The sequence below is a fragment of the Sphingomonas xinjiangensis genome, assembly GCF_014199255.1.
Classification (GTDB): domain Bacteria; phylum Pseudomonadota; class Alphaproteobacteria; order Sphingomonadales; family Sphingomonadaceae; genus Sphingomonas; species Sphingomonas xinjiangensis.
Genome location: NZ_JACIJF010000002.1, coordinates 164,467 through 183,916, shown reverse-complemented (window position 1 = coordinate 183,916; position 19,450 = coordinate 164,467). Strand labels below are relative to the sequence as shown.

The 19,450-nt window shown below is 63.3% G+C and carries 30 protein-coding genes; 29 read left to right on the top strand and 1 reads right to left on the bottom strand.

The window, feature by feature from the left end; genetic code table 11:
* Positions 1 to 49: 49 nt before the first annotated feature.
* Positions 50 to 445: a response regulator gene (locus FHT02_RS04275; protein WP_184084677.1), complete on the bottom strand. Its 396-nt coding sequence runs from the start codon at positions 443 to 445 to the stop codon at positions 50 to 52.
* A gap of 339 nt (positions 446 to 784) precedes the next feature.
* On the opposite strand from FHT02_RS04275, the gene FHT02_RS04270 reads away from it, so the two are divergent.
* From FHT02_RS04270 to FHT02_RS04130, 29 genes are all read left to right on the top strand, one after another.
* Positions 785 to 2,692, top strand: coding sequence for a hybrid sensor histidine kinase/response regulator (locus tag FHT02_RS04270; protein ID WP_184084674.1), 1,908 nt, complete (start codon positions 785 to 787; stop codon positions 2,690 to 2,692).
* Positions 2,693 to 2,920: 228 nt separating this feature from the next.
* Positions 2,921 to 3,229: a 30S ribosomal protein S10 gene (gene rpsJ / locus FHT02_RS04265; RefSeq protein WP_184084671.1), complete on the top strand. Its 309-nt coding sequence runs from the start codon at positions 2,921 to 2,923 to the stop codon at positions 3,227 to 3,229.
* A gap of 337 nt (positions 3,230 to 3,566) precedes the next feature.
* Positions 3,567 to 4,316 carry a 50S ribosomal protein L3 gene (rplC, locus tag FHT02_RS04260; protein WP_184084668.1) on the top strand — a complete coding sequence of 250 codons (750 nt, stop codon included), beginning with the start codon at positions 3,567 to 3,569 and terminating at the stop codon, positions 4,314 to 4,316.
* Positions 4,317 to 4,928, top strand: coding sequence for a 50S ribosomal protein L4 (gene rplD, locus FHT02_RS04255; protein ID WP_184084666.1), 612 nt, complete (start codon positions 4,317 to 4,319; stop codon positions 4,926 to 4,928).
* Positions 4,921 to 5,241: a 50S ribosomal protein L23 gene (locus FHT02_RS04250; RefSeq protein ID WP_184084663.1), complete on the top strand. Its 321-nt coding sequence runs from the start codon at positions 4,921 to 4,923 to the stop codon at positions 5,239 to 5,241. The genes rplD and FHT02_RS04250 overlap by 8 nt, the downstream gene beginning before the upstream one ends.
* Positions 5,241 to 6,092: a 50S ribosomal protein L2 gene (gene rplB / locus FHT02_RS04245; protein ID WP_184084660.1), complete on the top strand. Its 852-nt coding sequence runs from the start codon at positions 5,241 to 5,243 to the stop codon at positions 6,090 to 6,092. Before FHT02_RS04250 ends, rplB begins: the two co-directional genes overlap by 1 nt.
* A gap of 1 nt (position 6,093) precedes the next feature.
* Complete coding sequence (rpsS, locus tag FHT02_RS04240; RefSeq protein ID WP_029936458.1) at positions 6,094 to 6,369, top strand: 30S ribosomal protein S19; 276 nt, start codon at positions 6,094 to 6,096, stop codon at positions 6,367 to 6,369.
* A complete protein-coding gene (gene rplV, locus FHT02_RS04235; RefSeq protein WP_184084657.1) occupies positions 6,369 to 6,746 on the top strand; it encodes a 50S ribosomal protein L22 in 378 nt (125 codons plus the stop codon). The genes rpsS and rplV overlap by 1 nt, the downstream gene beginning before the upstream one ends.
* Positions 6,746 to 7,456: a 30S ribosomal protein S3 gene (gene rpsC / locus FHT02_RS04230; protein ID WP_184084654.1), complete on the top strand. Its 711-nt coding sequence runs from the start codon at positions 6,746 to 6,748 to the stop codon at positions 7,454 to 7,456. The genes rplV and rpsC overlap by 1 nt, the downstream gene beginning before the upstream one ends.
* Before the next feature lie 14 nt (positions 7,457 to 7,470).
* Positions 7,471 to 7,902 carry a 50S ribosomal protein L16 gene (gene rplP, locus FHT02_RS04225; RefSeq protein WP_184084651.1) on the top strand — a complete coding sequence of 144 codons (432 nt, stop codon included), beginning with the start codon at positions 7,471 to 7,473 and terminating at the stop codon, positions 7,900 to 7,902.
* 4 nt (positions 7,903 to 7,906) lie between these two features.
* Positions 7,907 to 8,110: a 50S ribosomal protein L29 gene (gene rpmC, locus FHT02_RS04220; RefSeq protein ID WP_184084649.1), complete on the top strand. Its 204-nt coding sequence runs from the start codon at positions 7,907 to 7,909 to the stop codon at positions 8,108 to 8,110.
* A gap of 11 nt (positions 8,111 to 8,121) precedes the next feature.
* Positions 8,122 to 8,391 carry a 30S ribosomal protein S17 gene (gene rpsQ, locus FHT02_RS04215; protein WP_184084646.1) on the top strand — a complete coding sequence of 90 codons (270 nt, stop codon included), beginning with the start codon at positions 8,122 to 8,124 and terminating at the stop codon, positions 8,389 to 8,391.
* A gap of 83 nt (positions 8,392 to 8,474) precedes the next feature.
* A complete protein-coding gene (gene rplN / locus FHT02_RS04210; RefSeq protein ID WP_184084643.1) occupies positions 8,475 to 8,843 on the top strand; it encodes a 50S ribosomal protein L14 in 369 nt (122 codons plus the stop codon).
* Positions 8,843 to 9,160 carry a 50S ribosomal protein L24 gene (rplX, locus tag FHT02_RS04205; protein WP_184084640.1) on the top strand — a complete coding sequence of 106 codons (318 nt, stop codon included), beginning with the start codon at positions 8,843 to 8,845 and terminating at the stop codon, positions 9,158 to 9,160. The genes rplN and rplX overlap by 1 nt, the downstream gene beginning before the upstream one ends.
* A complete protein-coding gene (rplE, locus tag FHT02_RS04200) occupies positions 9,153 to 9,737 on the top strand; it encodes a 50S ribosomal protein L5 (protein WP_184084637.1) in 585 nt (194 codons plus the stop codon). Before rplX ends, rplE begins: the two co-directional genes overlap by 8 nt.
* A gap of 19 nt (positions 9,738 to 9,756) precedes the next feature.
* A complete protein-coding gene (gene rpsN / locus FHT02_RS04195) occupies positions 9,757 to 10,062 on the top strand; it encodes a 30S ribosomal protein S14 (protein ID WP_184084634.1) in 306 nt (101 codons plus the stop codon).
* Between the two features lie 11 nt (positions 10,063 to 10,073).
* Entirely contained in the window at positions 10,074 to 10,469 is a 396-nt protein-coding gene (rpsH, locus tag FHT02_RS04190) for a 30S ribosomal protein S8 (protein ID WP_184084631.1), read from the top strand.
* On the top strand, positions 10,469 to 11,002 hold the full coding sequence (gene rplF / locus FHT02_RS04185; RefSeq protein ID WP_184084628.1) for a 50S ribosomal protein L6: 534 nt from the start codon (positions 10,469 to 10,471) through the stop codon (positions 11,000 to 11,002). The genes rpsH and rplF overlap by 1 nt, the downstream gene beginning before the upstream one ends.
* Positions 11,002 to 11,361 carry a 50S ribosomal protein L18 gene (gene rplR, locus FHT02_RS04180; protein WP_184085422.1) on the top strand — a complete coding sequence of 120 codons (360 nt, stop codon included), beginning with the start codon at positions 11,002 to 11,004 and terminating at the stop codon, positions 11,359 to 11,361. The genes rplF and rplR overlap by 1 nt, the downstream gene beginning before the upstream one ends.
* 2 nt (positions 11,362 to 11,363) lie before the next feature.
* On the top strand, positions 11,364 to 12,125 hold the full coding sequence (rpsE, locus tag FHT02_RS04175) for a 30S ribosomal protein S5 (protein ID WP_246352180.1): 762 nt from the start codon (positions 11,364 to 11,366) through the stop codon (positions 12,123 to 12,125).
* Positions 12,126 to 12,131: 6 nt separating this feature from the next.
* On the top strand, positions 12,132 to 12,311 hold the full coding sequence (rpmD, locus tag FHT02_RS04170) for a 50S ribosomal protein L30 (RefSeq protein ID WP_221239299.1): 180 nt from the start codon (positions 12,132 to 12,134) through the stop codon (positions 12,309 to 12,311).
* A gap of 125 nt (positions 12,312 to 12,436) precedes the next feature.
* Entirely contained in the window at positions 12,437 to 12,967 is a 531-nt protein-coding gene (gene rplO / locus FHT02_RS04165) for a 50S ribosomal protein L15 (RefSeq protein WP_184084625.1), read from the top strand.
* A 163-nt stretch (positions 12,968 to 13,130) separates the two neighbouring features.
* A complete protein-coding gene (gene secY, locus FHT02_RS04160; protein ID WP_184084622.1) occupies positions 13,131 to 14,492 on the top strand; it encodes a preprotein translocase subunit SecY in 1,362 nt (453 codons plus the stop codon).
* Positions 14,493 to 14,524: 32 nt separating this feature from the next.
* Entirely contained in the window at positions 14,525 to 15,184 is a 660-nt protein-coding gene (locus tag FHT02_RS04155; protein ID WP_184084619.1) for an adenylate kinase, read from the top strand.
* Between the two features lie 168 nt (positions 15,185 to 15,352).
* The gene (locus tag FHT02_RS04150) at positions 15,353 to 16,480 is read left to right on the top strand and encodes a polysaccharide deacetylase family protein (protein ID WP_184084616.1); all 1,128 of its coding nucleotides are present in this window, start codon (positions 15,353 to 15,355) and stop codon (positions 16,478 to 16,480) included.
* A 365-nt stretch (positions 16,481 to 16,845) separates the two neighbouring features.
* The gene (rpsM, locus tag FHT02_RS04145; RefSeq protein WP_184084613.1) at positions 16,846 to 17,214 is read left to right on the top strand and encodes a 30S ribosomal protein S13; all 369 of its coding nucleotides are present in this window, start codon (positions 16,846 to 16,848) and stop codon (positions 17,212 to 17,214) included.
* A gap of 61 nt (positions 17,215 to 17,275) precedes the next feature.
* A complete protein-coding gene (rpsK, locus tag FHT02_RS04140) occupies positions 17,276 to 17,665 on the top strand; it encodes a 30S ribosomal protein S11 (RefSeq protein ID WP_184084610.1) in 390 nt (129 codons plus the stop codon).
* 96 nt (positions 17,666 to 17,761) lie between these two features.
* Positions 17,762 to 18,829 carry a DNA-directed RNA polymerase subunit alpha gene (locus FHT02_RS04135; protein WP_184084607.1) on the top strand — a complete coding sequence of 356 codons (1,068 nt, stop codon included), beginning with the start codon at positions 17,762 to 17,764 and terminating at the stop codon, positions 18,827 to 18,829.
* A 104-nt stretch (positions 18,830 to 18,933) separates the two neighbouring features.
* A complete protein-coding gene (locus tag FHT02_RS04130; protein ID WP_184084604.1) occupies positions 18,934 to 19,392 on the top strand; it encodes a hypothetical protein in 459 nt (152 codons plus the stop codon).
* The last annotated feature ends 58 nt before the right edge of the window (positions 19,393 to 19,450 follow it).

Genomic DNA, 19,450 nt, shown 5'->3' with positions numbered 1-19,450 from the left:
TCCGGAGTGCTCGTGAGCAAAGTCTGGGCCAAGGAAGCGGCTGGATCGGTCAGCCAGCCTGAATGGAGCTGTCGGTTGCAGTCAGCAGCGTAGAGATGGCTGTCACGACCTGCGCCGGTGCGAACGGCTTTTGGAGCAATACGCTTTTGGGAACGCCGTTGGCGGCCCAGTCCGCGGCGCTGTCTCCGGTCATGTATATTACGGCGAGTTCGGGCTTTTGCTCGCGCCCTTGGCGCGCGACCGCCCACCCGTCCATCTCGCCTCCAAGGCGAATGTCCGTCACGATACCGGCCACGTCCTGACCATGCTTTTTCATGAGCCCCAAGGCTTCTGACCCATCAAGAGCCGTCAGCACCTCATAGCCACCGTCCGTCAAGGCGTCCTCGATGATGTGCATGATCATGGGCTCGTCTTCCACGAGCAGCAGTAAGAGAGACTTGGACACGGCATCCTCGACCAGCGACTAGGGGGTGGGTTAACGTCCGGCAAGAGCGCCTGCAACAATGTGGAAATACGTACGGCGTTCCATGCCTGTATAAAATGCGTATCGCAGGCGGGGGCGGACGAACAGGTGCGCGGAAGCGTGGAACACGGGCGATTGTCCGAGTGGCAGCAGCAAGCGAAACTGGTAATCCATCCAGTTCAACGCATGTAGCGTGTTTAATCTAGATTACCACGGTCGCGCTCCTTCCGTCGCTTGGCTCGGGCGGATCCGTAACGAGCTTGATTCGCCCGAGATTCGCCCGCAGGACGCCTGGGAGCAGTGGGTAGATTAGGATTGGGCATGGCTGAGTCTGCTTTTGACGACCACGCGGCGAACGGACGGTTCCAGCTGCTGGTCGAGTCAGTTACGGACTATGCGATCTATATGCTCGATCCGAATGGCCGGGTCGTAACCTGGAATGCGGGCGCCGAACGCTTCAAAGGCTACACTTCGCAGGAGGTCATCGGCGAGCACTTCTCGCGTTTCTACACGCAAGAAGACCGTGACGCGGGGTTGCCGGCGCGAGCACTCAAGATCGCTGCGGATGAAAGCCGCTTTGAAGCCGAGGGCTGGAGGGTCAGGAAGGATGGAACCCGTTTTTGGGCGAATGTCATCATCGACCCGATCCGGGGGGGGGACGGATCGCTTGTCGGCTTCGCGAAGATTACGCGAGACATCACCGAAAAACGGCAGCTCGAACAGGCCACATACCAAAGCGAGTTGCAGTTCCGGATGCTGGTGCAGGGCGTGCGCGATTACGCGATCTACATGCTCGATCGGCAAGGCAGGGTAACCAGCTGGAACTCCGGGGCCCGTGCCATCAAAGGCTATGAAGAGGCCGAGGTGATCGGACACCACTTCTCGCGCTTCTACACTGCTGCGGATCGCGACCGCGGGGCGCCGCAGTCCGCCCTGGAAACGGCGTTGCGCGAAGGTAAGTTCGAAGCGGAGGCGCAGCGGGTCCGCAAGGATGGATCGCCATTCTGGGCGCATGTGCTGATCGATCCGATCTACACCGAAGCAGGCGACCATGTCGGCTTCGCGAAGATAACCCGGGACATCAGTGAAAAGATCAAGGCGCAGGATGAGCTTCGGCAAACCCAGGCGGCCCTGCTCCAATCCCAGAAGCTGCAAGCGCTTGGAGAGCTCGCGGGGGGCATCGCGCATGACTTCAACAACCTGATGACCGTCATGCGGGGCTCTGCCGACTTCCTGTTGCGGCAGCCCGACCTGCTGGTCGAGAAGCGTAACCGGTACCTGCACGTCATGTTGGAAACGGCGGAGCGGGCAACCAGTCTTACTTCTCAGCTCCTAGCATTTGCGCGGCGCCAGCCCCTGGAGCCCGAGGTCATCGATCTGAGCGTGCGCCTGGATGCCATGGCCGAGATGCTTCAGCGTACGTTGGGCAACCAATATGACCTGCGGCTCAACCTTTCTCCCGCGTTGTGGCGCGTCGAAATCGATCCGACCGGCTTGGAAACTGCGCTCCTGAACGCGGTTTTGAATGCGCGTGACGCCATGCCGAACGGGGGGCACATCATCATCTCGACGAGCAATGTGTCAGGGTCGGATGGAGACATGGTGTGCCTTGCGATCGGCGACACAGGGGAGGGGATCCCGCCCGAGAAGCTGGAGCGCGTGTTTGAGCCGTTCTTCACGACCAAGCCGACGGGCAAGGGAACGGGGCTGGGGCTCTCGCAGATCCACGGTTTCGCGGTTCAGTCTGGCGGCTCGGTGCGCCTGGAGTCGGAGGTGGGTACAGGCACGACGGTTCAGATCCTGCTCCCTCGCACGGCCAAAGCTTTTCGCGCAGAAGCGGACGACGCGTCGAGCATCGCACTTCCCGAAGGGCTGAAGGTCCTGTTGGTGGAGGACAGCGACCATGTACGATATTTCGCCCACCAGTTGCTCGAGGATCTGGGCTGCAAGGTCGTTGAAGCGGTTGACGGGTATCAAGCCCTTCGTCTGCTGGAGGCGCACGACGTCGACATCGTGTTCTCGGATATCGTCATGCCCGGCATCAGCGGCCTGGATCTCGCCAAGAGGATCAGGCAGGACAACCACGACTTGCCCGTGCTTCTCGCCAGTGGCTACAGCAGCAAGCAATTCATCCCAGCCGATCAGCGCGAATTCCCCATTTTGCGCAAGCCGTACAAGCTGGAAACCCTGGCGGCGGGCATCAACCAGCTCCTGACCCCAACGCCTTGAAGTGCCTGACGGGCGTTCCCTGCATCCGCCGTTTTGCGAGCCTGACCTGAGGTAGAGGTGAGGCAAGCGCGCGCACGAAAGCCGGCGGCTGCGGGGTGAAGGGCGATGCGGAACAAGGTTTTAGGGGCTTGATCCGGGAGGCCCCGATGTGTAGAGGCCGCCCTTCGGTTTTTCGCAACAGCAAGAGCCGCGTTTCGCGCGGCCCGCTCTTTCGCATCGGTAGGGACTATGGACAGCAATATCCGCATTCGCCTGAAGGCGTTCGATCATCGCGTGCTCGACCAGGCGACCGGCGACATCGCCGACACCGCGCGCCGCACCGGCGCGCTTATCCGTGGCCCCATTCCGCTGCCGACCAAGACGGAGAAGTTCACTGTTCTCCGCGGTCCGCACATCGACAAGAAGTCGCGCGAGCAGTTCGAAGTCCGTACCTACAAGCGGATGCTCGACATCGTGCAGCCGACTCCGCAGACCGTTGACGCGCTGATGAAGCTCGACCTGGCCGCCGGCGTCGACGTCGAAATCAAGCTTGCCTGATTCATTGTCCGCCCGCGCTTCGGCAGGGGTGGACAGGGAAGGCGTGCTGACGTAAAGGCGCGCCTTCGCAAGAGTTTCGCGAGTCTCCTGTGGGAGATTCGCCGGTTTCTCGACAGGATCTTCCCGATCCGACGCAAGAAACGGAGGGCGCCAAGCGGGCGCCCTCATGACGACATAGGGATACCGCCGGCCTCTCACGAGTGTCCGGGCCTGCGTCCCCCGTCTCCCTCGCTTTGGCGAGGGTTCAGCCCGGACGGGGGCTCGCACTACAAGCAGGGCTGAGGCACGCACCCGGGGGAATGGTCCCGCGGGTGCCTATGCATAGGAGCATAAGATCATGCGCACTGGCGTGATCGCGAAGAAGTTGGGGATGACCCGCCTGTTCCAGGACGACGGCCGCCACGTGCCGGTCACCGTTCTGGCGCTCGAAGGCGTTCAGGTCGTCTCCGTCCGCGAGCAAGATCGTGACGGCTACACCGCTGTCCAGCTCGGCGCCGGTTCGGCGAAGAGCAAGAACGTTTCCAAGCCGCAGCGCGGCCACTTCGGCAAGGCCGAAGTCGAGCCCAAGGCTGTGGTCCACGAGTTCCGCGTCAATGCGGATGGCCTTCTGGACGTGGGCGCCGAGATCTCGGCCGACCATTATGTCGCTGGCCAGTATGTCGACATCCAAGGCAAGACCCAGGGTAAGGGCTTCCAGGGCGGCATGAAGCGCTGGGGCTTCGGCGGTCTGCGTGCCACCCACGGCGTCTCGGTTTCGCACCGTTCGCTCGGTTCGACCGGTCAGCGCCAGGATCCGGGCAAGGTCTTCAAGAACAAGAAGATGGCCGGCCACATGGGTGACAAGTATCGCACCCAGCAGAACCTCGAGATCGTCGGCACCGACGTCGAGCGTGGCCTGATCTTCGTGAAGGGCTCCGTGCCCGGTTCGAAGGGTGGCTGGTTGTTCGTCAAGGACAGCGTCAAGGTTTCGCGTCCCGAGACTGCGCCGTTCCCCGCCGGCCTGAAGGCCGTCGCCAACAGCAACGAAGCTCCCGCTGAGGCGCCTGTCCAGGCTGCTCCGGAAGCTACCGAAGGCCAGGAGGGCTAAGTGCAGGTCAAGGTTCAAACCCTCGACGCCGCAGAAGCGGGCGCCATCGAGCTCAACGACGCGATCTTCGCCGTCGAGCCGCGCGCCGACATTCTGCACCGCGTCGTGACGTGGCAGCTCGAGAAGCGTCGCGGCACCGCCCGCGGCACTCGCGAGCGTTCGGATGTGGCGCGTACGGGCAAGAAGTGGGGTCGCCAGAAGGGCGGCGGCACGGCTCGTCACGGCGATCGCCGCGCTCCGATCTTCATCGGTGGCGGTAAGGCGCACGGCGCCCGCGTCCGGGACTTCAATCCGTCGCTGAACAAGAAGGTCCGCACGCTGGGTCTTCGGATGGCGCTGTCGAGCCACGCCAAGGCGGGTTCGCTGATCATCCTCGATGGCAATGCCGGCGAGAAGACCAAGGAGCTTCAGGCGCAGTTCGCTGCTCTGGGCTTCGGCAAGAAGGCGCTGATCATTGACGCGGAAGCCGGCGGTTTCTTGGCGGCGCGCAACCTGCAGGGCATCAACGTCCTGCCGGCGATCGGTGCCAACGTCTACGACATCCTGAAGAGCGACACGCTGGTCCTGACCCGCGCTGCCGTCGAAAAGCTGGAGGCGCGCTTCAATGGCTAAGAAGCAGACTGCCGCGATCGACAACCGTCATTATGACGTGATCGTCGCGCCGCACATCACCGAAAAGTCGACGCTCGTCTCCGAGCACAACGCGGTTGTGTTCAAGGTCGCCGGCGACGCCACCAAGCCCGAGATCAAGGCCGCCGTCGAGGCGCTCTGGAATGTCAAGGTGACCGGCGTCAACACGATCGTCCAGAAGGGCAAGACCAAGCGCTGGAAGGGTGCTCCCTACAAGCGCTCCGACATGAAGAAGGCGATCGTGACGCTGGCCGATGGCGAGCAGATCGACGTGACCTCGGGGGTCAACTCGTAATGGCACTCAAGAATTACAACCCGACGTCGCCTGGCGTCCGCGGTCTCATCCTCATCGACCGTTCGGGCCTGTACAAGGGCCGTCCGGTCAAGTCGCTGACCGAGGGTAAGACCAAGACCGGTGGCCGTAACAACAAGGGTCACGTGACCTCGCGCGGCATCGCCGGCGGCCACAAGCAGCGCTATCGCATCGTCGATTTCAAGCGCCGCCTGTGGGACGTCGAAGGCACCGTCGAGCGGATCGAATATGACCCGAACCGCACCGCGTTCATCGCGCTCGTCAACTATGGCGAGATCGACGGCAAGCCGAGCCAGGCCTACATCATCGCTCCGCAGCGTCTGGCTGTTGGCGACAAGGTGATCGCCGGCCAGAAGACCGACGTGAAGCCGGGCAATGCCATGGAGCTCGCGTCGATGCCGGTCGGCACCATCGTCCACAATGTGGAGATGAAGCCGGGCAAGGGCGGTCAGATCGCACGTTCGGCAGGCACCTACGTGCAGGTCGTCGGCCGCGACAAGGGCATGGTGATTGTTCGTCTGAACTCGGGCGAGCAGCGCTATATCCACGGCAATTGCATGGGCACGGTCGGTGCGGTGTCCAACCCGGACAACCAGAACACCAACCTGGGCAAGGCCGGTCGCAACCGCTGGCTGGGCAAGCGCCCGCTGACCCGCGGCGTCGCCAAGAACCCGGTCGACCACCCGCACGGCGGTGGTGAAGGCCGGACCTCGGGCGGCCGTCATCCGGTCACGCCATGGGGCAAGCCGACCAAGGGTGCACGCACCCGTCACAACAAGTCGACCGACAAGATGATCATCCGGTCGCGTCATTCGACGAAGAGGAAGGGCTAACATGGCTCGCTCAGTCTGGAAGGGTCCTTTCGTGGACCTCCATCTGCTGAAGAAGGCGCAGACCGCGCAGGAAACCAATGCGCGCGCGCCGATCAAGACCTGGTCGCGCCGCTCGACGATCCTGCCGGACTTCGTTGGCCTGACCTTCAGCGTGTACAACGGCCGCAAGTTCGTGCCGGTGTCGGTCAACGAAGACATGGTCGGCATGAAGCTGGGCGAGTTCGCTCCCACCCGCTTCTTCCCCGGTCACGCTGCCGACAAGAAGGGTAAGCGCTGATGTCGAAGCCTAAGGCACCCCGTCGCGTAGGCGACAACGAAGCGCTGTCGGTCGGCACGCAGATCCGTGGTTCGGCGCAGAAGCTGAACCTGGTCGCTGGCCTGATCCGCGGCAAGAAGGTCGGCGACGCGCTGAACATCCTTCAGTTCTCGACCAAGGCGATGGCGGTTGACGCGCGCAAGGTGCTCGCTTCGGCGATCGCCAACGCCGAGAACAACCACAACCTCGACGTCGACGCGCTCGTCGTTGCCGAGGCGTCGGTCGGCAAGTCGATCACGATGAAGCGCTTCGCGACCCGCGGCCGTGGCAAGTCCACCCGCATCCTGAAGCCGTTCAGCCGTCTGCGCATTGTCGTGCGCGAGCAGGAAGAAGCATAATGGGTCACAAGAGCAACCCAATCGGTCTGCGTTTGCAGATCAACCGGACGTGGGACAGCCGCTGGTTCGCAGAAGGCGCGGATTATGGCCGCCTGCTCCTGGAGGATCTGAAGATCCGCCAGTACATCATCAAGACGCTGCCGCAGGCCGCGATCTCGAAGGTCGTCATCGAGCGTCCGGCCAAGCTGTGCCGCATCTCCATCTTCGCTGCGCGCCCCGGCGTGATCATCGGCAAGAAGGGTGGCGACATCGAGAAGCTGCGCAAGACGCTCGGCGCGATGACCAGCTCCGACGTGAGCCTGAACATCGTCGAGATCCGCAAGCCCGAAGTCGACGCCAAGCTCGTCGCGCAGGGCATTGCCGACCAGCTGGAGCGCCGCATCGCGTTCCGCCGCGCCATGAAGCGCGCGGTGCAGTCGGCGATGCGCCTGGGTGCCGACGGTATCCGCGTGATGTGCGGCGGCCGTCTTGGCGGCGCCGAGATCGCACGCAACGAGAGCTATCGCGAGGGCCGGGTGCCGCTGCACACGCTGCGCGCCAACCTCGATTATGCCGACGCGACTGCGCACACCGCCTATGGCGTGTGCGGCGTGAAGGTCTGGATCTTTAAGGGTGAGATCCTGGGTCATGATCCCATGGCGCAGGACCGGTTGATGATGGAGGCTCAGACCTCCGGCGTGCGCCCCGCGCGCGACGATCATCGCCGCTAAGGGAGTAGAGAAACATGCTGCAACCTAAGCGCACCAAGTTCCGCAAGGCCTTCAAGGGCCGCATCCATGGCGACGCCAAGGGTGGCACGGACCTCAACTTCGGGTCGTATGGCCTGAAGGCGATGGAGCCGGAGCGGATCACCGCTCGCCAGATCGAAGCGGCTCGCCGCGCGATCACCCGCCACATCAAGCGCCAGGGGCGTTTGTGGATCCGTATTTTCCCGGATCTTCCGGTTTCGTCGAAGCCGGCCGAAGTCCGCATGGGCTCGGGCAAGGGTTCGCCGGAGTTCTGGGTAGCTCGCGTCAAGCCGGGCCGCATCCTGTTCGAGCTGGACGGCGTTCCCGGTCGGCTCGCCGCGGAAGCGTTCGAGCGTGCGGCGATGAAGCTGCCGATCAAGGTCAAGGTCGTGGCGCGTCTCGGCGACACCACCCACCTGGAGGGTTGATAGAATGACGAAGGCTACCGATCTCCGGGCCCAGACCGACGATCAGCTGAGCGACGAGCTTGGCAACCTGAAGCGCGAGGCATTCAACTTGCGTTTCCAGGCCGCGACCAGCCAGCTTGAGAAGCCGAGCCGGGTCAAGGAAGTCCGTCGGGACATCGCCCGTATCAAGACGCTGCAGTCCGAGCGTTCGCGCTCGGAAGCGAAGTAAGGAAGCGAACCATGCCTAAGCGCGTGTTGACGGGGCAGATCGTCTCCGACAAGGGCGAGAAGACGGTGGTGGTGCTGGTGGAGCGTAAGGTCAAGCACCCGCTCTATGGCAAGATCATCCGTCGTTCGAAGAAGTACCATGCCCATGACGAGGGCAACGAGTATAAGGCGGGTGAGACCGTGCGCATCGAAGAGACCGCGCCGATCTCCAAGCTGAAGACCTGGAAGGTGATCGAGCGGGTTAACACCCACGCGACCCCCGAGCGGGCCGACATCGCCTAACCAAGGGCCTAACGGCTTTAACTGGAACCGCCGGGCCAGAACTACACTGGTCCCGGTAGGCCGAACGAGAAGGAACCGGATCAATGATCCAGATGCAATCCAATCTCGACGTCGCAGACAACAGCGGCGCGAAGCGGGTGCAGTGCATCAAGGTGCTGGGCGGCTCTAAGCGCCGCTTTGCCGGCGTTGGCGACGTGATCGTCGTCAGCGTGAAGGAGGCCGCACCCCGCGGCCGCGTGAAGAAGGGCGACGTTCACCGCGCTGTGATCGTCCGCACCGCCAAGGACGTCCGTCGTACCGACGGTTCGGTGATCCGCTTCGACGGCAATGCCGCGGTGCTGGTCAACAAGAACGAGGAGCCGATCGGCACTCGTATCTTTGGCCCGGTGGTCCGCGAGCTCCGCTCGAAGGGCTTCATGAAGATCATTTCGCTCGCCCCCGAGGTGCTGTGATGGCTGCTGCCAAGATCAAGAAGGGCGACCAGGTTATCGTCCTGTCCGGTAAGGACAAGGGACGTACCGGTGAGGTCGTCAAGTCGCTGCCCAAGGACGGCAAGGTCGTCGTTTCGGGCATCAACGTGGCGGTTCGCCACAAGAAGCCGAGCCAGACCAACCCGCAGGGTGGCCTGGAGCGCTCGGAAGCGCCGATGGACGTTTCAAAGGTCGCGCACGTGACCGCCGACGGCAAGCCTACGCGCGTCCGCTTCGAAGAGCGTGACGGCAAGAAGGTCCGCGTGGCCGTCAAGACCGGGGATGTCATCAATGGCTGACAACTACACGCCGCGTATGCGGAAGCTGTACGACGAGACCATCGCCAAGGCGATGACCGAGAAGTTCGGCTACAAGAACGTCATGGAAGTGCCCCGGCTCGACAAGATCGTGCTGAACATGGGCGTTGGCGAAGCCACCCAGGACAAGAAGAAGGTCGATCAGGCCGCTTCTGAAATGGAGCTGATCGCGGGACAGAAGCCGGTGATCACCAAGGCGAAGAAGTCGATCGCGCAGTTCAAGCTGCGCGAAGGCATGCCGATCGGCGTGAAGGTTACCCTTCGCCGCGAGCGCATGTACGAGTTCCTCGACCGCTTCGTCACGATCGCGCTGCCGCGCGTCCGCGACTTCCGCGGCCTGAACCCGAAGTCGTTCGACGGTCGTGGCAACTATGCCTGTGGCCTGAAGGAACAGCTCGTGTTCCCCGAGATCAACTATGACCGCATCGACAAGGTGCGCGGCATGGACGTGATCGTCACCACCACCGCAAAGACCGACGAAGAGGCTCGCGAGCTCCTCCGTCTCTTCGGCTTCCCGTTCCCGCAGGATGCGGACGGCGAAGCGAAGCAGGCAGCGTAAGGGAAAGAGAACTTAAGTCATGGCGAAACTGAGTTCCGTGAACAAGAATGAGCGTCGTAAGCTGCTGGTGAAGAAGTACGCCGGCAAGTATGCGAAGCTGAAGGCGATCGCGAACGACGAGAGCGTGGATGAGACCGAGCGTCTCATCGCGCGCCTCAAGATGGCGGAGATCCCGCGCAACGGTAACCCGGGTCGGGTTCGCAACCGTTGCGAACTCTCCGGCCGGCCGCGCGCTTATTACCGCAAGTTCCGTCTCGCTCGTGTGATGTTCCGTGATCTGGCCAACAAGGGCCTGATCCCCGGTGTCACCAAGTCGAGCTGGTAAGGATCACGAAGATGGCAGTGACCGATCCCCTGGGTGATATGCTCACCCGCATCCGCAACGGCCAGCGCGCGAAGAAGGACTCCGTCCTGACCCCTGCGTCGAAGCTGCGTGTCCGCGTCCTCGACGTGCTCCAGCGCGAAGGCTATATCCGCGGTTATTCCGAAGAGCAGATGGGTCCGGCAGCGGGCATCCGCATCGAGCTCAAATATTTCGAGGGCCAGCCGGCGATCAAGCATGTCGCCCGCGTCTCGAAGCCCGGCCGCCGCGTGTATTCGGGCTCGCAGGAGCTTCCGCGCGTTCGCAATGGCCTGGGCATTACGATCGTCTCGACGCCGCGTGGCGTTCTGTCCGACGCCGAAGCGCGCGAACAGAATGTAGGCGGCGAAGTGCTCGCGGAGGTGTTCTGATGAGCCGCATCGGTAAGAAGCCGGTTTCCGTACCGGCAGGCGTTACCGCCTCGATCGACAATCGCGTGCTGAACGTGAAGGGCCCCAAGGGCGCCCTTTCGCTCAACCTGCGCGACGAGATCAGCTACACGCTCGAAAATGACGGCATCCTCGTGAAGCCGGCGAACGAGACCAAGGCGGCGCGTGCCTTTTGGGGCATGCAGCGCACGCTGGTCCAGAACCTGATCACCGGCGTGACCGAGGGCTTTACCAAGAAGCTCGTGATCACCGGCGTTGGTTATCGCGCTGCGTCGCAGGGCAAGGTGCTCAAGCTCCAGCTCGGCTATTCGCACGACGTGAACATCGACGTGCCGGAAGGTATCGAGATCAAGACCCCTGATCAGACCACGGTCGAGATCTCGGGTATCGACAAGCAGAAGGTCGGCCAGATTGCGGCCGAGATTCGCCGCTGGCGGAAGCCTGAGCCGTATAAGGGCAAGGGCATCAAGTACGACGGCGAGTTCATCTTCCGTAAGGAAGGGAAGAAGAAGTGATCAGCACCAAGGGTCTTTCGCTTTTCGAGAAGCGTCGCCGCCGCAACCGTACCGCGCTTCGTGCGCGTGCTGGTGGCCGTCCGCGCCTGTCGATCCATCGCTCGGGCAAGCACATCTATGCCCAGGTGATCGACGACGCCGCAGGCCGCACGGTGGCCGCTGCTTCCACCCTCGAGAAGGACGTGCGCGGCTCCACCGGCGCGACCATCGCGGCGGCGCAGGAAGTGGGTAAGCGCGTTGCCGAGGCTGCCAAGGCCGCCGGCATCACCCAGGTCGTGTTCGACCGCGGTGGCTTCCTCTACCATGGTCGCGTCAAGGCGCTGGCGGATGCCGCGCGTGAGAGCGGATTGGAGTTCTAAAGATGGCTGACGAGAACAACACGCCAGAAGCTGGCGGCTCGGCCGCTCCCGCGGAAGCCAGCGCTCCGGCGCAGGACGGCGGTTATCAGGGCGGCGGCCGTGGCCGCGGCGGTCCCGGTGGCGGCGGTGGCCGTGGCCGTGGCGGCCCGGGCGGCGGTGGTGGTCGTGGTGGCCGCGACGGCGGTCGTGGTGGCCGGGACAATCGCGGTGGCCCGCGCGGCGCCGATGACGGCGGCGAAGAGCTGATCGAGAAGCTGGTTCACATCAACCGCGTCTCGAAGACGGTGAAGGGCGGTAAGCGCTTCGGCTTCGCAGCGCTGGTCGTCGTGGGCGATGGCAAGGGGCGTGTCGGCTTCGGTCATGGCAAGGCACGCGAAGTGCCGGAAGCCATCTCCAAGGCGACCGCAGCTGCCAAGAAGACGATGGTCCGCATTCCGCTGAAGGAAGGCCGCACGCTTCATCACGACGGCAATGGCCACTTCGGTGCCGGCCGCGTGACGCTTCGTACGGCGCCTGCCGGTACCGGCATCATCGCGGGTGGCCCGATGCGCGCCATCTTCGAGAGCCTGGGCGTCGCCGACGTGGTGACCAAGTCGGTCGGTACGTCCAACCCGTACAACATGATCCGCGCCACCTTTGAGGCGCTGAACGAACAGACTTCGCCGAAGTCGGTCGCTCAGCGGCGCGGCAAGAAGATCGCCGACCTGCTCGGCCGCGGTGGTTCGCAGACCGCCGAGGCAGATGCCGCAGCGATCGCGGAGTAACAGATCATGGCAACCATCAAGATCAAGCAGACCGGTTCGCCGATCCGCCGCACCAAGGATCAGCGCGCAACGCTGATCGGCCTTGGCCTCAACAAGATGCACAAGGTCAGCGAGCTTGAGGACACGCCAGAAGTTCGTGGCATGATCCGCAAGCTGCCGCACATGGTCGAGATCGTCGAGGGCTGAGCCTTCTTCGCCTCGTCCAGGTGACAGATTACCGGTGACAAACCGGGGGAAGGGGGCTAAGCGGCCCCCTTTCCAGTTTAAACCAACGTCCATCAGCGCGACAAAAGCGAAAGCGAGTGCACATCATGAAGTTGAACGATCTCCGCGATAATCAGGGTGCCCGCCAGGGCCGCGTCCGCGTCGGCCGCGGTATCGGTTCGGGTCTCGGCAAAACCGGTGGCCGCGGCCAGAAGGGTCAGAAGAGCCGCAGCGGCGTCTCGATCAAGGGCTTCGAAGGCGGCCAGATGCCGCTCCACATGCGCATCCCGAAGCGCGGCTTCAACAACATCTTCGCCAAGGACTATGCCGAGGTGAACCTGGGTGAGATCCAAAAGGTGATCGACTCGGGCCGTCTGACCGCGACCGACATCGACCATGATGCGCTGAAGGCCGTTGGCCTGGCTCGTGGTGGCAAGGACGGCGTTCGCCTGCTCGGCAAGGGTGAACTGACGGCAAAGCTGAGCTTCACCGTTGCGGGCGTTTCGAAGGGTGCTCGCGAGGCAGTCGAAAAGGCTGGCGGTTCGGTGACCGTGCCGGAAATCGTGCCGGCTGCTGACAAGCACAAGGCCAAGCACCGCACGACGCAGGCCGCCAAAAAGGCCGCGATCCAGGGCTGATCTTGCTTCGCCCCGACTTGTCGGGGCGAGGTTTTCCGGCCGCCTGCAACTGTCCCCAGGCTTTACCGGGGAACAGATTGCCCAGAGGGCATCAAGCCCTATATGAGCGGCGGGGGCGATTGAACGCTTTCCCGCCGTTTTGGTTTCCAGGACAGATTCGCACATGGCATCCGCAGCCGATCAACTCGCCTCCAGCATCAGCCTGTCCAAGTTTGGCAAGGCGACCGAACTCAAGAAGCGCCTATGGTTCACGATCGGCGCGCTGATCGTCTTCCGGTTGCTCAGCTATGTGCCGCTGCCTGGCGTTGACCCGACCCAGCTGAACCTGCTCGCGCAGCAGACCCAGGGCGGTGTGCTCGACTTCTTCAACAATTTCACCGGCGGCGCGCTCAATCGCATGTCGGTCGTAGCGCTGGGTGTGATGCCGTACATTACCGCGTCGATCGTGGTGCAACTCGCGACGTCGCTGTCGCCTCAGCTGAACGCCATCAAGAAGGAAGGCGAGAGCGGCCGCAAGCGGTTGAACCAGTATACCCGCTACGGCACGGTCGCGCTGACGGCGGTGCAGGGCTGGTTCATCGCCGTCGGGCTGGAAAGCTTCGGCGCGGCTCAGGGCCTGCAGCCGGTGATCGAGCCGGGCATGCTGTTCCGCGTCGGCGCCGTCGTGTCGCTGGTCGGCGGTACGCTGTTCCTGATGTGGATCGGTGAGCAGATCACCAGTCGCGGCATCGGCAACGGCATCTCGCTGATCATCATGGCCGGCATCGTCGCCCGCCTGCCGACCACCATGGTGCAGCTGTTCGAGAGCGGCCGTACCGGCACGATCGATCCGCTGCGCCTGATCCTGATCCTGGTGGCGGTCGTCGGCTTGGTGCTGTTCATCTGCTTCATGGAGCGCGCGCAGCGCCGCATCCTGATCCAATATCCCAAGCGCCAGACCGCGCGCGGCGTGCAGGCCGAGCGCAGCCATTTGCCGCTCAAGCTGAACACAGCCGGTGTGATCCCGCCGATCTTCGCTTCGTCGCTGCTGCTGCTGCCGCTGACGATCACTCAGTTCGCCGGCCAGGCCACCGCGGGCGAGAGCTTCATGGGCGACCTGGTGATCAACCTGAACACCTGGCTGCGTCACGGCTCGCCGCTGTACATGGCGCTCTATGGCTTCGGCATCATTTTCTTCTCGTTCTTCTACACCGCCGTCGTGTTCAATCCGGAAGAAACCGCTGACAATCTCAAGCGGCATGGCGGCTTCATCCCCGGCATCCGTCCGGGCAAGAACACCGAGAGCTATTTCGACTATGTGCTGACGCGCATCACCGTGATCGGCGCCGCGTACCTGACCTTTATCTGTCTGGTGCCCGAGTTCGCGATCTCATCGTTGGGCGGGACCTTCCTGATGGGTGGCACTAGCCTTCTGATCGTGGTCAACGTAACGATGGATACAGTGACGCAGATCCAGTCGCACCTGCTGGCGCACCAGTATGGCGACCTGATCAAGAAGGCGAAGCTGAAGGGTCGGACGCGCTAACAGGCGCGCGCGCATCGAAGGGGTAAGTTGCGTTGAACATCATCCTGTTGGGCCCTCCGGGCGCGGGCAAGGGCACTCAGGCGAGTCGTCTGGAGGCGGCGCGCGGCATGGTGCAGCTGTCGACCGGCGACATGCTGCGTGCGGCGGTGAAGGCGGGAACGCCGACCGGCATTAAGGCCAAGGCTGTCATGGAAGCCGGCGAGTTGGTGTCCGACGAAATCGTGTCGGGCATCATCGGTGAGCGGCTCGACATGGCCGACACTGCTACGGGCGCGATCTTCGATGGCTATCCGCGCACTTCGGCACAGGCGGAATCGCTTGAGGCACTGCTTACCGAGCGTGGGCGCAAGCTGGACTATGTGATCGAACTGCATGTCGATGAGGACGCGCTGGTCGAGCGGATCACCGGGCGGTTTACCTGCGCCAAGTGCGGGGCGGGATATCACGACACGTTCAAGCAGCCTGTAGTTGCGGATACCTGTGATGTGTGCGGGAGCCATGAGTTCAAGCGGCGGCCGGACGACAATGCCGAAACGGTGCGGACGCGGATGGCGGAGTATCGGGCGAAGACGGCGCCGATCCTGCCTTTCTATGAAGCCAGGGGTCTGGTGCGGCATGTCGATGGGATGGCCGACATGGATGAAGTGACTCGGCAGATCGATGCAGTGCTGGATGGGGCGGCCCAAGGCTGAGGCGCTGGCCACTATCTGGTCGACGCGGAAAACGATGATCGCCGCGTCGCCAAAATGGTGATTTGGCCAACGCGATCAATGGCTTGGGCGTCGCTTACGCCGGTTTAACGAATCTCCAGGACAACTATCCCTCGCCGGTGGGCTGCGCACCGGCGGGGGGTTTTTACCATGTGGGCAAAGCGTGCCGCGTTGACCTTTGCCGCGCATAGCGGCCTTTCGCGTCTCGCCGACGTGATGACGGCCCGGCAATTGCGCATCCTGTGCTATCATGGGCTCTGGCTTTTGCCCGGGCGGCCGCATGGATCATGCCTGTTCATGACGCCGGACCTGTTCGAGGCGCGGATGGCGCGGCTCGCTCGGTCGAGGCGACCCGTCCTCGCACTGGGCGAAGCCGTGGCGCGAATGGCTGCGAACGACCTGCCGCCTGGGGCGGTGGTGATCACCATCGACGATGGCTGGGCGTCGACCTTTACCCATATGCTGCCGATCCTGGAGCGATATGGGTTTCCCGCAACGCTGTACGTGACGAGCTGGTACGCCGAGCGCGACCTGCCGGTAATGAACGTGGCAGCGGATCATATGCTCGCCCAGGCAGGCCATGGCCTTCATTCCAGGCGCGCGGCGATCCGGCGCATCGAAGCACTTCCCGAAGCCGAGCGGTTGAATGCGCTGAGAGCGTTGGGCCGAGACGCGGGCGTGGACGAAGCGTGGCTGAGGCTGCGCCAGTTCCACCTGATGCAGCGCGGCGAGCTGGCCGCGGCGCGCGCCCGAGGACTCGACCTGCAACTGCACACCCATCGCCATATCGATGTGCAGAGCCAGGTCGGGCGGCTTGCGGAGGAGGTTGCGCAGAATCGCGCCTTCCTGAAAGGCGTGAGCGGCGGGGCTGAGCCTACCCACTTTTGTTTACCCCAGCGGCAGCTTCCATCCCGCAGCGCCCGCACTGCTCGCCAGTGCAGGGATACAGTCGGCGACGCTGGTCACAGAAGGGCTGAATGCGCCGGGATGCGATCCGCTACGGCTGCGCCGCTTCGTGGACGGGCAGGGCGTAGGCATAAGCGAGTTCGAGGCGTATCTGAGCGGCACATTGCATTATCTGAACGGGGCGCGGAGCCTGTCGACCTGGGCGCAGGCGGGGCCGCCGATCCGCGCGGCAGCGGCATCGAGCATGCTGCTATGCGCAGCCAATTGAGCGAGACCCAGGGTCACCAAGACCCCCACACACCGCCAAGGCGCCAAGGCGAACACCGTGAAAACGACCAAGGTCACCACGACCGGGACACGATCCGAAAGTAAGTTGCTGTGCTCCGGTGCCCTCGCCCCGGTACCGGAAAGATGGCCGGCGGTTTCTCCTCTATCCGCCAGCCGTCCCGTTTCTTATCGATCCCGAGACACCGCAGGGGCCCGTGATGATCCGGGGCCGGCCGCGCACCAGCCGCTTGGCGGGCGCGCAACGATCGTGTATGAATCGGGTTCCGTTTTTCCGGCCTGCCACGCTTGACAGCATGGCGGCGGCTGCATATGTCGCCCTTCTTCCGAATAGCAGTTGTTTGCTTGGCGTGTTCGCGCGCCGTTTGTCTCAGCTGCGGTCCGGAATTAACGCTACGAGATGAGGCGTGTGCTGCCATGCGGCGCCTTGTGGAGCTGGGAGAACAAAGTTCATGGCACGTATTGCGGGTGTAAACATCCCGACCAACAAGCGCGTTCTGATCGCGCTTCAATATATCCACGGCATTGGTCCGACCAAGGCCAAGGAAATCACCGAAAAGCTGGGCATCGCCATCGAGCGTCGCGTGCAGGACCTGAGCGATCAGGAAGTGCTGCAGATCCGCGAGACGATCGACGCCGATCACACCGTCGAGGGTGACCTTCGTCGCGAAACCGCGATGAACATCAAGCGCCTGATGGACCTGGCCTGCTATCGCGGCCTGCGTCACCGCAAGGGTCTGCCGGTTCGTGGCCAGCGCACGCATACCAATGCGCGCACCCGCAAGGGCAAGGCAAAGCCGATCGCAGGTAAGAAGAAGTAAGCCGCTGGGCCGCGCACACGCGGCCCGCCTGCTCTTCGCTTTTCGAAGGATTTCCAAGTAAATGGCACAAGCACCGCAGCGCCTTCGCCGTCGCGAGCGTAAGAACATCACCTCTGGCGTCGCCCATGTGAACGCCAGCTTCAATAACACCATGATCACCATCACCGACGCACAGGGCAACGCGATCTCCTGGTCGTCGGCCGGCATGATGGGCTTCAAGGGTTCGCGTAAGTCGACCCCTTACGCGGCCCAGGTTGCCGCAGAGGACGCAGGCCGCAAGGCAGCCGAGCACGGCGTGCGTACCCTGGAAGTGGAAGTGAAGGGCCCGGGTTCGGGCCGTGAGAGCGCGCTGCGCGCCCTCCAGGCAGTTGGTTTCCAGATCACGTCCATCCGCGACGTGACTTCGATCCCGCACAACGGCGTTCGTCCGTCGAAGCGCCGTCGCGTCTGATCTGCCCTGCTCGAACCGTTGGCCCGGGGGCGGGCCAGCGGTCGGCAGTTATTTTCTGGCAGGCCGCCCCAGCCTGCCCAAACATGAGGAAAGCCCGTGTCGGTCAACGCTAAGAACTGGCAGGAACTCAAGAAGCCAACCGGCCTTGAAAAGAAGGCGGGTGGCGACTCCAAGCGCAAGTCGACCTTTGTGGCCGAACCGCTCGAGCGCGGCTTCGGCCTTACGCTTGGAAACGCACTGCGCCGCGTGCTGCTCTCATCGCTTCAGGGCGCTGCGGTCACCTCGATCAAGATCGAGAACGTGCTGCACGAATTCTCCTCGCTCGCCGGCGTGCGCGAAGACGTGACGGACATCGTCCTGAACGTGAAGCAGATCGCCATTCGCATGCAGGGTGAAGGCGCCAAGCGCCTGCAGCTCTCCGCGACCGGCCCGACCGAAGTGAAGGCCGGCGACATCGCCGTTTCCGGCGACATCGAAGTGATGAACCCCGAACTGGTGATCTGTCACCTGGACGAGGGCGCGACGCTCAACATGGAGCTGACCGCCGATGTGGGTAAGGGCTATGTTCCCGCCGCGTCGAACCGTCCCGCCGATGCGCCGATCGGCCTGATCCCGGTCGACGCGCTGTACAGCCCGGTTCGCCAGGTGTCGTACAAGGTCGAGAACACCCGCGTCGGGCAGGAGCTGGATTACGACAAGCTGACGCTGTCGATCGAGACTGACGGCACCATCACCCCGGAAGACGCCGTGGCCTATGCCGCGCGCATCCTTCAGGACCAGCTGGCGCTGTTCGTGCACTTCGACGACTCGGCGGTCACCCGTCAGGCGCCGGTTCAGGTTGGCGGCGTTCCGTCCGCCGCGCCGGAATCCGGTGGCGATACCGCGCAGATCAACCGTTACCTCCTCAAGAAGGTGGACGAGCTGGAACTGTCGGTGCGTTCGGCGAACTGCCTGAAGAACGACAACATCATCTATATCGGCGACCTGGTCCAGAAGACCGAGGCCGAGATGCTGCGGACTCCGAACTTCGGCCGCAAGTCCTTGAACGAAATCAAGGAAGTGCTGTCGTCGATGGGCCTGCGTCTGGGGATGGAAATCCCGGGCTGGCCGCCGGAGAACATCGAAGAGATGGCGAAGAAGCTCGAGCAGGAGATCATGGGCTAAGTCCCAGGATCTGTTTGCGAAGACAAAAAGGGCCGTCCCGCAAGGGGCGGCCTTTTTCGTTTGCGCGGTTTGCGCGGGCGGGTGTCTCGGCTTAGCTTGGCGTGATGCCCTTAGTAGTTCGTACCTCCCGCAACCTTGGCTCCGCTGTCGCTGCTGGCGCTTACTGGCTGGCGGCATGCTGGGTGTGCTTCGCGCTGAGCGGCAACGACCCTGTCGATGCTGTCACGATGTCATATTTCGGCGGGCAGCAGGTAGCGTCGCTTGCCATGTTTGGCGGATCCATCGTCCTGTTTGCCGTGTTGCTGCGGGTGTCTCGGCGCCGGCACGGCAGGTCCGGCAGCGCGCTTGGCTTCTGCTTGGGCTGGGCGGTGGTGAGCGCGGGCTATTGGATCGCGGCGCTCCATCTCGCGACCGGGCTGCTGCTCGGCGAGCGCCTTACCGAACATGGCATGGAGGCCGCTGCTCCGGCATGGGCGGTTTGGGTGATGATGGCCGTCACTCTCTCGCTCTACGCGCTGCTATCGGCTGCCACGCGGCATATCCAGGGCGCATTGGCCAGTTAGCTGAAACCGCCTCGATGGTTAGTGTAACTGCTTAACGGGGTTTTATCCGCTGGTCGGA